The sequence below is a fragment of the Gilliamella sp. wkB292 genome (genome assembly GCF_001690235.1).
Taxonomy (GTDB): Bacteria; Pseudomonadota; Gammaproteobacteria; order Enterobacterales; family Orbaceae; genus Gilliamella; species Gilliamella apicola_F.
In genome coordinates, this window is record NZ_LZGO01000078.1 from 129,436 (window position 1) to 142,252 (window position 12,817).

Consider the following 12,817-nt stretch of genomic DNA (forward strand, 5'->3'; position numbering starts at 1 on the left):
CTTGACCTTTAAAAGAATAAAGATAAAGCAACATACTTGCTTAACAAAAAGTAAAATTGAGAGGAAAACAAAATGGGTACTACAGCGAAATCTGATTATATTTGGTTGAATGGTGAAATGGTTCCATGGGCTGATGCAAAAATACATGTCATGTCTCATGCTTTGCATTATGGTACCTCTGTTTTTGAAGGTGTGCGTTGTTATAACACACATAAAGGCCCGGTTATCTTTCGTCATAAAGAGCATGCTCAACGATTATTAAATTCAGCCAAGATTTATCGTTTTCCTGTCCCTTATACGTTAGAAGAGATCATGGAAGCAACACGCCAAGTCATCAAAAAAAATAATCTTGAAAGTGCATACATCCGCCCTTTAGTCTTTATTGGTGATGTTGGCATGGGCGTTATTCCACCAGCCGGCTACAAAACCGATGTGATGATCGCGGCATTCCCATGGGGCGCTTACCTTGGTGAAGATGCCTTAGAACAAGGTATTGATGCAATGGTATCATCATGGAACCGTTTTGCACCAAATACTATCCCAGCAGCGGCTAAAGCGGGAGGGAACTACTTATCGTCACTACTTATCGGATCAGAAGCTCGAGCTAATGGCTTCCAAGAAGGGATTGCGTTAGATGTAAATGGTCAGCTTTCTGAAGGTTCAGGCGAAAACCTATTTATCGTAAAAGACGGCATATTATTTACTCCATTACTATCATCATCAGCACTTCCGGGAATCACCCGTGATGCTATCATCACACTTGCACGTGATCTAGGAATTGAAGTACGTGAACAAACACTTTCACGTGAATCACTATACCTTGCTGACGAAGTATTTATGACAGGTACCGCGGCCGAAATCACACCAGTACGTAGTGTTGACCGAATTCAAGTTGGTATTGGTCGTTGTGGCCCAATCACAAAACAAATCCAACAAACTTTCTTTGGTTTATTTAACGGTAAAACCGAAGATAAATATGGTTGGTTAGATCCAGTTAAATAAACGTTATTTTTCTAATCCACTAATTCATTTTAGTGGATTGGCTATTTAAAGTTACGATACAAAATTATCAACCGATAGGAATCGGTCGCTACATAAAAAATTGGGAGCAAGAAATGCCTAAATATCGTTCAGCCACCTCTATAGAAGGTCGCAACATGGCGGGTGCCCGCGCTTTATGGCGTGCAACAGGCGTAAAAAATGAAGACTTTGGTAAACCCATTATTGCGGTGGTTAACTCATTCACACAATTTGTACCTGGCCATGTTCATTTAAAAGATATAGGTCAGCTGGTAGCAAAAGAAATTGAAGCATGTGGTGGCATTGCCAAAGAATTTAATACAATTGCTGTCGATGACGGTATCGCCATGGGGCATGGTGGTATGCTTTATTCATTACCATCACGAGAATTAATCGCTGACTCTGTAGAATACATGGTTAATGCCCATTGTGCTGACGCCATGATCTGTATTTCAAACTGTGACAAAATCACACCTGGCATGTTAATGGCATCACTCCGTTTAAATATTCCAACGGTATTTGTGTCTGGTGGTCCAATGGAAGCAGGTAAAACTAAACTTTCAGATCAAATTATTAAGTTGGATTTAGTTGATGCCATGATTCAAAGCGCAAACCCAAATGTCAGTGATTCTGACAGCAAAGCTATTGAGGAATCAGCATGTCCAACTTGTGGTTCATGCTCGGGTATGTTTACCGCAAATTCAATGAACTGCTTAACTGAAGCTTTGGGCCTTTCATTACCAGGTAATGGATCATTAGTTGCAACGCACAAACAGCGCGAACAGCTATTTTTAAAAGCAGCTAAACGCATAGTTGAAATCACGAAACGTTATTATGAACATGATGATGAATCTTACCTTCCGCGTTCTATTGCAACTAAAGCTGCTTATGAAAATGCCATGTCTTTAGATATCGCCATGGGGGGTTCAACCAACACGGTGTTACACTTACTCGCCACAGCGCAAGAAGGTGAAATCGACTTTACTATGTCTGATATTGATAGATTATCACGTAAAGTCCCTCATTTATGTAAGGTTGCGCCAAGTACAGCGCTGTATCATATGGAAGATGTACATAGAGCGGGTGGTGTGGTTTCTATCTTGTCTGAACTTGATAAAGCTGGATTACTTAATCGTGATGTTCACAATGTATTAGGACTCTCTTTACACGAAACCTTTGCACAATATGATATCACCCAAACCAAAGATGAATCAGTGAAAAAAATGTATCGAAGCGGCCCTGCCGGTATTCGTACAACGAAAGCATTTTCACAAGATTGCTATTGGGATAGCTTAGATGATGACCGAGTAAATGGCTGTATTCGCGACAAAGAACACGCTTATAGCCAAGATGGAGGTCTTGCCACACTTTATGGTAACCTTGCAGAAGATGGCGCAATTGTTAAAACAGCTGGGGTAGCGGCTGAAAACTTAGTATTCCGCGGCCCTGCTAAAGTTTACGAAAGCCAAGAAGATGCGGTTGATGCAATCTTGGGAGGGCGAGTTGTTGAAGGTGATGTAGTTGTAATCATCTATGAAGGACCAAAAGGTGGACCTGGTATGCAAGAAATGCTTTACCCTACCAGCTATTTAAAATCAATGGGATTAGGCAAAAAATGTGCACTTATTACTGATGGTCGTTTTTCTGGTGGTTCTTCTGGTCTATCCATTGGTCATATTTCACCTGAAGCGGCTAATGGTGGATTAATAGGATTAGTCCGTGATGGAGACATTATCGATATTGATATTCCAAACCGTAAATTAGTGTTAGATGTTCCTGTATCTGAACTTGAAAGACGTCGAGTGGCTGAAATGGAACGTGGCGATAAAGCCTTTACGCCTCATGATCGCGATCGCTATGTATCATTTGCCCTTAAAGCCTATGCCAGTTTAGCAACAAGTGCCGACAAAGGCGCGGTTCGTGATAAAAGTAAATTAGGTGGCTAATGTGAAAAAAGAAGAGAATAAGCTCACTGGTGCAGATTATCTAAAAGCGACACTTTGTTCAGCCGTATATGATGTTGCACAAGTGACCCCGCTTGAAAAAATGGAAAAGATTTCTTTAAGGTTACATAACCAAATTTTTGTTAAACGGGAAGATCGCCAATTAGTACACAGTTTTAAAATTCGTGGTGCTCAAGCGATGATAGCAAGCCTTACCGAAGAACAGCGCAAACGAGGTGTAATTGCGGCATCGGCTGGTAACCATGCGCAAGGCGTTGCGCTATCGGCGAGTAAATTAGGGATAAACTCCCTAATTGTGATGCCATTAACCACCGCTGACATTAAGGTGGAAGCGGTAAAAGGTTTTGGTGGTGAGGTATTACTTTATGGCGCCAATTTTGATGAAGCAAAAGCCAAAGCAATAGAGCTGGTTGAAGAACAAAATCGCGTCTTTATCCCGCCTTTTGATCACCCCTTAGTGATTGCCGGGCAAGGAAGTATTGCTATGGAGTTACTACAGCAAAATGCTAAACTCGATCGCATATTTGTCCCTGTTGGGGGCGGCGGGCTTGCTGCGGGCATTGCAGTATTAATTAAGCAAATTATGCCATCAATCAAAGTGATTGCGGTTGAACCAGAAGATGCCGCATGTTTAAAAGCTGCTCTTGATGCGGGTAAACCTGTCGATTTAAATCGAGTAGGCTTATTTGCTGAAGGGGTTGCTGTTAAACGAATAGGTGATGAAACATTTAGACTTTGTCAACAGTACATTGATGATATTATCACTGTTGATAGTGACGAAATTTGCGCGGCAGTAAAAGATTTATTTGACGATGTGCGAGCAATTGCCGAACCATCAGGTGCAGTAGCCTTAGCAGGTCTGAAAAAGTATGTTGCTAAGCACAATATTTGTGGCGAAAACCTGGCTCATATTTTATCTGGGGCTAATTTAAACTTTCATAGTTTACGTTACGTATCAGAACGCTGTGAACTAGGTGAAAAACGCGAAGTCCTTTTAGCTGTGACGATTCCAGAAAAGAAAGGTAGTTTTTTGAAATTTTGCCAACTGCTAGGTGGGCGTTCAGTCACTGAATTTAATTACCGTTATCATGATGAGCAATCAGCATGCGTTTTTGTCGGTGTAAAAATTACCAAAAGTGACGAAAAAGATGAAATTATGCAGGAATTAATTTCAGCTGGTTATGCTGTGGTTGACTTGACTGAAGATGAAATGGCTAAATTACATGTTCGATATATGATTGGCGGCAAACCATGCAAACATATTGAAGAGCAAGTATACAGTTTCGAATTTCCTGAATCACAAGGTGCACTTCTTAAATTCTTGCAAACATTGGGCACAAATTGGAATATTTCAATGTTCCATTATCGCAGTCATGGCACGGATTATGGAAGAGTACTTGCCGCTTTTGAAATCGATGAAAGTAGCTATAATCAGTTTAATCAACATTTAACCGAACTCGGTTACGATTTTCATAATGAAACGCACAATCCATCACTCAAACTTTTCCTTACAAATCAATCGTAATTTTTAATAAAAATATGGATTACCCAAAAAATTATTGGGTAATCCTATTAAGATAACATTAAAGTATATTTGCTTGAATTTAACTCATTTTAACAGTAACAAATGAAAAATTTAGCTAAATTTTAATTGTCTATTTTAAAGTAAAAATATCATCTGTTGCCTATTGATTCCCATAATTATTCAGTGCATATTAGTAGAATGTTTATTCAACAATTTTCAAGTCTAGTTAGGATGTGAATAGGGATGTTTGTCTTCTAATTCATTATTATTAATCAATAGGATATAACTCAATTTTGTTAATTATTATAGATGGAAAATAGTTATTTTCATCTAATGTTTATGCAAAAAGATGAGTTAAGAAAGTAACACTTAACAACATAAGGATGATTCATGATAAAAATTGCAGGTGCCCGTAAATTTTATTTATGGCTAGTTGCCATTATTTTATTAGCGAGCGGTTTATTTTGTACAATTTATGGATTTAAATTGATCGCACTAGGCGGTAGCTGGTATTTTGCGATTATGGGGTTAGTACAAATAATCACGTCGCTTTTATTATTTAGACAAAGCACCAAAGGGGCTTGGCTATATGGTTTAGCTTACGCACTAACTCTAATTTGGGCTTTATATGAAGTTGGCTTACAATTTTGGCCGCTTTTCTCACGTTTAATGGTATTTACTGGTTTTGCAATGCTTATTGCATTTGCCTATCCAATGCTTGAGAAAAAAGAAACTGGCGATACGACTGCTGGTAATGGCGGTTATAAATTGGGTATATTTATTTTAGTCTTAATGGGCATTGCCCTTGGCTTTATGTTCAAAGAACATAATGTTATTACAAATCCCGTCCCTTTAGCCAATAATAAACTCGATCCAAGTGATGCGCCTATAGATTGGAAGCAATATGCTAATACGACTAAAGGCACACGTTTTTCAGGTGCAGATCAAATCACTAAACAAAATGTTAAAGATCTCCAAGTTGCTTGGACTTATCACACAGGTTATATTCCTTCTAATAGTGGTTCAGGTCCAGAAGACCAAGAAACACCTTTACAAATTGGCGATAATGTCTATTTATGTACCCCAACAAATGTTGTCATCGCTTTAGATGCCGATAGTGGAGAGCAAAAATGGCGTTATGATCCTAAAGCGACTTCACCTAACTGGCAACGTTGCCGTGGATTAGCCTACTATGAAGACCAAAAAACGTTAGACGATGCGAGTAATAATGCAAAGGCATGTTCAGCACGTATCATCATGAACACAATTGATGCTAGGTTAATGGCTATTGATGCAAATACCGGTAAATTGTGTGAAGACTTTGGCGAACAAGGCGTTGTTGATCTGAAAAAAGATATGGGTGATATTCCTCCGGGTTATTATGAGCCAACTGCTGCACCTTTAGTGGCGAAAGATGTCATTGTTGTAGGTGGCCGCGTTGCTGATAACTTCTCAGTTAATGAACCAGGTGGCGTTGTTCGTGCTTTTGATGTCCATTCAGGTAAATTAGTTTGGGCATGGGATCCAGGCAATCCAAACATAACAGATGTTCCGCCAGCTAATGAAACCTATACACGCGGCACAGTAAACGTCTGGGCAACGACAGCTTACGATCCAGAACTTGATCTTGTTTATGCACCAACAGGTAATGCAACACCTGACTTTTTCGGTGGCTATAGAACAAAATACGATGATGAATATAACTCATCAATTGTTGCCCTAGACCGTAAAACTGGACAAATTCGCTGGAAATTTAGAACAGCTCATCATGATTTATGGGACTATGACTTACCATCACAACCTTTACTCTACGACATTCCTGATGGAAAAGGTGGCGTTACAAAAGTTATCGTCCAAACCACTAAATCAGGTCAGATCTTCATGTTAGATCGTCAGACCGGTAAACCTGTTGCTGAAGTTCAAGAAAAACCTGTAGCAAAAGGTGATGTAGCAGGTGAATATTACTCCCCTACTCAGCCATTCTCAGTAGGTATGCCATCAATTGGTAACGAAACCTTGACTGAATTTGATATGTGGGGTGCCACACCTTATGATCAATTACTTTGCCGAATTGACTTTGCTGGTTCTGTCTATCATGGTTTATTTACACCACCAAATATGACCAAAACTTTGCAATATCCGGGATCATTAGGTGGCATGAACTGGGGCAGTGTCGCGGTTGATCCACAAACCAACTTAATGTTCGTTAATGATATGCGAATTGGTTTAACTAACTGGATGATCCCTCAAGATAATATCCCTAAAAATGCTAGCGGTATTGAAATGGGTATTGTGCCACAAAAAGGGACACCATTTGGAGCGATGCGTTTAAGATTTACCTCTGCGTTAGGTGTTCCATGTCAAAAACCACCTTACGGAACCATGACAGCCATCGATCTTAAATCTCGACAAATTGTATGGCAAAAACCTTTAGGTACAGTTATGGATACAGGTATTTTAGGCATCCCAATGCATTTACCTGCGCCAATTGGTATGCCAACCATTGGTGGACCAATGGCAACTAAATCGGGTCTTTTATTCTTTGCTGCAACGCAAGACTTCTATCTTCGTGCATTTGATTCTGTGACAGGAGAAGAAATTTGGAAAGCACGTTTACCCGTCGGTAGTCAAGGTACACCAATGACCTATGTATCACCTAAAACAGGTAAACAATATATTGTCATCTCAGCAAGTGGAGCAAGACAATCACCAGTTCGTGGCGATTATGTTATTGCTTATGCTTTACCTGATAAAAAATAGTTGTTAGCTAAAATAGTTTTAGCTTCATGATAACTGCCATTATATCGTATAGTTTCATCGATATAATGGCAGATAAAATAAGATATCAATGAGTCTATTAAATATAAACAGTCTAATCAAACTGTTCTATTTAATTAAAACACAGACCTTTTCCTAGACTGATTGGCGAAATTGCCGCTATCACAAAATCTATTTTCAATTATTTCTATAATTTTAAACAATTCTCCCATTGCTAAATGCTTTAGTCTCGATCAATAAAATAAATATGAATTTTTTGCTAAATGTAATGTCATAATTTGTTTGAATAAATGAATAGTAATTCAAATATATCATTGCAGAAAGATAAACTTATTACGTTATAATGGTATAGACTTTACAGCATGAATTTGAAATCTTCACGGATAAAAATGGATTTTATAGGGAAATGAAAAAAATAGTTTCAATCTTATATTTAGCGATGTTTTATTGTTTTACTCTGTTTAACACTCATGTAGTGTTTGCCGATGATAACTCATTTAATCATAGAAAGCATTTTGATTCCTTCGATGACTTCTATCAAAGTTTACCTGTTTTATCTATGCCTATTGATAGCAATAACACTGCCAATGGAATATATGTTGATAGCAAATTTTTTCATTTCGATGATGATGATTATCGCTATTATGATAAACCAACTGTTCAAACCGACAATTATTTTACGCTAACAGATCTAAAAGCGATTGGTCGCTTTGAAATGGGTGATATCAAATTTATACTCTATGAGTTAACTTTTGATAGTATAGGCGAAGGTATCAACGAAGATATCAAATTAATTAATGCTTTTGACAAAAATGGAAAATATCTAGATGAATTAATGATAGCGGGAAAAACTGGACATGAAGATCACTTGTTTTTCTTTTCATCCACGATTAAAGATCAACTATTTCATATTAAACTAGACGCAGTTTATGAACTTGGTTATGTAGCAGAAGTTAAAGACAATATCTATCAATATAAACAAACGATTAATTTAACTTATCAATTTCATGACAATCAATTTTACTTACAAGCCCCTCCTGTTAACTGTCAAACTAAAAATTTAAAGCAATATTTGAATAAACTTACCAAACAACAGTTTGCCGATGTTGCTGATATCGTGGCTTTTAGCAACTATATTGATTGTTATCCGGTATCCGAAAATTTGCAAACATATAAACAAATAGCTAATTATATTAAAAATTCTATTCATTATTTTCTAAGTTCTGCTGAATTGAAAACATTGCAAAAAAGAATTGGTATTATTGAGGATTAAGTATGTGTTTACCTACTTTTAAATATCATCCCAACGCTTATCAGCTAGACATTTTTAGTCAAAAAGATGGGATTTGCTCGGTTTGTCATAAAATTCGTTCAATAAAATATGACTTACCCCTTTATAGCCAAGAAGAGCCTAAATATATCTGCCCATGGTGTATTGCTGATGGTTCTGCGGCAAAAAAATATCACGGTCAATTCAATGATGGTTACGGTATAGATGAGCTATCGCCTGAAAAGCTTGAAGAGCTCATATTAAAAACACCAAGTTATTCATCATGGCAGCAAGAAGTATGGTTAACGCATTGTAATGAGCCTTGTGCATTTATCGGTTATGTAGGATTTGCAGAAATTATCCCCTATTTTGATGAGATTAAAAATGATATTGATTACCCAGAGGAGTTATTAAGAACGTCATTATCTAAAGATGGCTCAATGACTGGTTATCTATTTGAGTGTATTCAATGTGGTAAGAAAAGATTGCATATTGATTGTAACTAACGAACATAACTACACACCATTTTCATGAAGTTAATTTACCCAATCATCAAAAATCAAATGGTACAAAACGATGAAGCCGATTTATCAATCGGCTTAAAATAGAATCAAACAGAAGACTTATCGATATCGCTCCGTTGCTGATAAAAGCATGACATAAATTAGAAACCTAATAAAATTAATTAATATGTTGAATATAACCTTTCACAATATTAATGCTTTTATCAAACAGCTGTTTTTCATGATCGTTAAAGTCAAGTTGAATCACTTTTTTAATACCATGTTGATCCAAAATTGCCGGTACCCCTATAGCGACGTCCTTATAGCCATATTCCCCATCTAAAACACAACTAAGCGCTAAAGCTCGATGGCTATTAGTAAAAATATGCTGACAAATTTCAGTAATGGTACTGGCGATACCATATTCAGTACAATGCTTATATTTAACGATTTCAAAACCTTTGTTTTTTGCTTTAGTCCCAATATCAACAAAATCAATTTTATTTTTTTCAAGTTGATTAAGATTAATACCATAAACTGAAGAATGAGACCAAACCGGAAATTGTGAATCACCGTGCTCACCAACTATAAAGGCATCGATGCTTTGTGGGCCAATATCCATTTGCTCACCTAGTAAGCGACGTAATCGCACGGTATCAAGCCAAACGCCTGTACCAATAACTCGATGACGAGGTAAACCTGATAATTTCCAAACTTGATAAGTAATTGCATCACAAGGATTGGTTGCTATCAAAAAAATGCCCTTGAAACCATTTTTCATCATATTCGGCACAATACCTGCCACAATTTTAGATGTGCCTGCAAGCTCCTCATCACGGCTTTTTTGCGCTAATCCTGAAGTTACTGTAATAATTGCAATATCAATATCAGCACAATCGGTCGATTCACGTAAAGTCACTTTGATCATATTCTGCCGATAAGCTGCCGCATCCAAAAGATCTTGTGCATGACCATAGGCTAAATCTTTATTAAGATCGACCAGCGCTATCTCTTCACATATGCCACGATTAACAAAAGTATAAGCGGTTGTAGAACCGACATTGCCAACACCAATAATCATCACTTTACGAAGTTTCATCTTTAACCTACCTAATTTTAGTTTAAAAATTTCACAATTAGATTTAGTTATACTCCTGTTTTTTTAAGATTCAAGATTTGATTAATTATAGTGCAAATGATTGTAGATCGTAGTTAGTATCCCAAAAACTCCAATCTTATAAAAAATATCTATGAAAATGACTGCTTAATTTATTTTTATAATATTACCTCCAACTAAAAATAATTTTTTTGCTGAACAAAGCTTCTTAAAATCGATGATTAACGTTGAAGGGTGGATTTTATTCAACATATTACATTGAATATAGTAACAAAAATAAAACATAAATTATTGTTATAAGACTAAATATTCATGTATGATTTTAGCCCTTTGAATAAATTTTCACCTTTTGGTGTTATTAATCTTTTATATAATTATAAGGAATAGAACAATGAATCTGAAACAAAGAATCAAGATAGCGTTAGGTGTAGGATTATTTACGCCATTGACCACATGGGGTTTAGATGTAAATGGAAATCAAGTCGTTACCGAAGAAATAAATGTTCCAACAATTAATTCCGTGAGTAAACATAACGGTGACCTATACAGAGATTCGTTTTTTGGGATTGCAATTTCAGAAGGGAGCAATGTTACTTTTGATAACAAAGTAATGGTAAATCTTTCTGAAAAAGATATTAATAATGTAGATCACAATAATTTCGCGGGTATTTTAGTAGGCTTATCTGATACTGGAGAACCTCAACAACCTACGTTAACTATATTTAATAATGATGTTACTGTTAATTTAGAAAGTACACATTATGATGACGCTGTAGTTGCACTAAATTCTAGTACAATTATATTTAATGGTACAACAAGATTAAGTATGACCAACAGCCAAGATCCAGATGAGAGAGGTTCTGCTATTTATGTTGATAGTGGATCAATTGTACTTAATGGAGAATCTCATATTATTGGTGATATTTATGCCAATGATTTTGGTACAATAACCATCAAAAATAGATCAATCATTAATGGAGATATTTTTGCTGATGAAAATAGTTTAATAGACATTGAGTTAATATCAGGTTCTCGAATTGAAGGTAAATTGGATGCTTATAGCAATGGAATCCTCAATTTGAAATTAGCAGAAAATTCACAATTTATTGGTACAGCAGACAGCAGAGATCAATTTTTTGACTCAGATATAGATGATAAAGCTCACCCCGGATTTATCAATATTGATCTAAGTAAAGGCGCCCTTTGGAATATACTTGATAGAGAGGTAGATGAAGACGAAGACCAAGATTTTAATTCCTATATCACGCAATTATCAGGTGCGGGATCGGTTACATTTGATCACAATACTCAAACTCGATCGCCTTCTTTCAAAAATTTAACTGTTGAAAACCTAAAAGGTGCATTAACTTTCAAAATGAGTACCGATATCGCTGCTGAAAAAAGTGATAAACTCATTATCAAAAACTCAGCTGAAGGTCATCATACTCTTAATTTGATTAATAATGGCGCAGCAAATACTAATGGTAAAGAAAAATTAACATTGGTTGACATTGATGAAAATGCGACCAGCACCGCTGAATTTAAAACCGATCATCAAGTTGAGTTAGGTGGATATAAATACCATTTAACTAAAGATGGAAATAATTGGGTATTAGTGAGTAATGGCACTGCTGTTACTAATACTGATAATAATAAAAATCCGGATAAAAATGATAATAACACAAGCTCAAAACCACAAATTACAACAACAGCAAATGCCAGTGCTGGATTCTTAAATGCCAACTATTTAATGAGTTATGTTGAAACACAAACATTATTAAAACGTTTAGGTGATATGCGGAATAGTGGTACGTTTGGCGATGTTTGGTTAAGGGGATTTTCTGGAAAATTAGATTCATTTTCGAGCGGAAAATTAAGTAAGTTTGACATGAATTATCATGGATTCCAGTTCGGTGCCGATAAACAGTTATTAGAAAACACACCGTTTGTTATTGGTGCCTTTGTTGGCCAAACTTATGGTGATCCTGACTACCGTAAAGGCGACGGTTCTTTAAGATCATTTAATACAGGGCTTTATACAACGTATTTAGATGAAAGTGGTTTCTACCTAGATGGTGTAGCAAAATATGCACGTCAAAAAAATCATTTCAAAGTCAGGGATACTGCTGATAATCGCGTTCAGGGTACCGGTCATACCAATGGACTTGGCGTATCATTAGAGCTAGGTAAAAAATATCAAATTAACGATTTTTATATTGAACCACAAACGCAAATAGCTTATAGCCACCAAAATGGTACATCAATTAATGCAACCAACGGGCTTAACGTCAAATTAGGTAACTATAACTCATTAATTGGTCGTGCTTCTGCATTGTTTGGTTATCAAGTCAATACCGAAAATAGCAACATTAACCTTTATGCTAAAACAGGCATTGTTCGGGAATTTGATGGCGATACTTATTACAAACTAAATGGAAATAAAGAGAGCCATTCATTTGAAGGAAACTGGTGGAATAACAGCATAGGTGTAAGTGCTCAAGTTAATAAAGCACATACTATTTACCTAGATGTTGAAAGCTCTACGGGTAATCGATTTAATTTACTACAAGTGAATGGTGGTTACCGTTATTCTTTCTAATCTAACCAGACCATAAAGCCGCATTATAAATATAAAAACTA

General features: G+C 36.4%; 8 protein-coding genes. 7 read left to right on the forward strand and 1 reads right to left on the reverse strand.

What is annotated here, in order from left to right; translation table 11 throughout:
- Window positions 1–72 precede the first annotated feature (72 nt).
- The 6 genes from A9G09_RS11155 to A9G09_RS11180 all read left to right on the forward strand — a co-directional run bounded on the left by A9G09_RS11155 (window position 73) and on the right by A9G09_RS11180 (window position 9,063).
- Complete coding sequence (locus A9G09_RS11155) at window positions 73–1,002, forward strand: branched-chain amino acid transaminase (protein ID WP_065634914.1); 930 nt, start codon at window positions 73–75, stop codon at window positions 1,000–1,002.
- 113 nt (window positions 1,003–1,115) lie between these two features.
- The gene (gene ilvD, locus A9G09_RS11160) at window positions 1,116–2,966 is read left to right on the forward strand and encodes a dihydroxy-acid dehydratase (RefSeq protein WP_065634915.1); all 1,851 of its coding nucleotides are present in this window, start codon (window positions 1,116–1,118) and stop codon (window positions 2,964–2,966) included.
- A gap of 1 nt (window position 2,967) precedes the next feature.
- The gene (gene ilvA / locus A9G09_RS11165) at window positions 2,968–4,509 is read left to right on the forward strand and encodes a threonine ammonia-lyase, biosynthetic (RefSeq protein ID WP_255307745.1); all 1,542 of its coding nucleotides are present in this window, start codon (window positions 2,968–2,970) and stop codon (window positions 4,507–4,509) included.
- Window positions 4,510–4,899: 390 nt separating this feature from the next.
- Entirely contained in the window at window positions 4,900–7,269 is a 2,370-nt protein-coding gene (locus A9G09_RS11170) for a membrane-bound PQQ-dependent dehydrogenase, glucose/quinate/shikimate family (protein WP_065634917.1), read from the forward strand.
- Between the two features lie 424 nt (window positions 7,270–7,693).
- Window positions 7,694–8,560 (forward strand): hypothetical protein, encoded by an 867-nt coding sequence (locus A9G09_RS11175; RefSeq protein WP_065634918.1) that lies wholly within the window; start codon window positions 7,694–7,696, stop codon window positions 8,558–8,560.
- 2 nt (window positions 8,561–8,562) lie between these two features.
- Window positions 8,563–9,063 (forward strand): CbrC family protein, encoded by a 501-nt coding sequence (locus tag A9G09_RS11180; RefSeq protein WP_065634919.1) that lies wholly within the window; start codon window positions 8,563–8,565, stop codon window positions 9,061–9,063.
- Window positions 9,064–9,238: 175 nt separating this feature from the next.
- Here the strand turns inward: A9G09_RS11180 and A9G09_RS11185 are convergent, their stop codons facing one another.
- Entirely contained in the window at window positions 9,239–10,159 is a 921-nt protein-coding gene (locus A9G09_RS11185; RefSeq protein WP_065634920.1) for an L-lactate dehydrogenase, read from the reverse strand.
- A gap of 409 nt (window positions 10,160–10,568) precedes the next feature.
- On the opposite strand from A9G09_RS11185, the gene A9G09_RS11190 reads away from it, so the two are divergent.
- On the forward strand, window positions 10,569–12,776 hold the full coding sequence (locus tag A9G09_RS11190; RefSeq protein WP_065634921.1) for an autotransporter outer membrane beta-barrel domain-containing protein: 2,208 nt from the start codon (window positions 10,569–10,571) through the stop codon (window positions 12,774–12,776).
- Window positions 12,777–12,817: the final 41 nt, after the last annotated feature.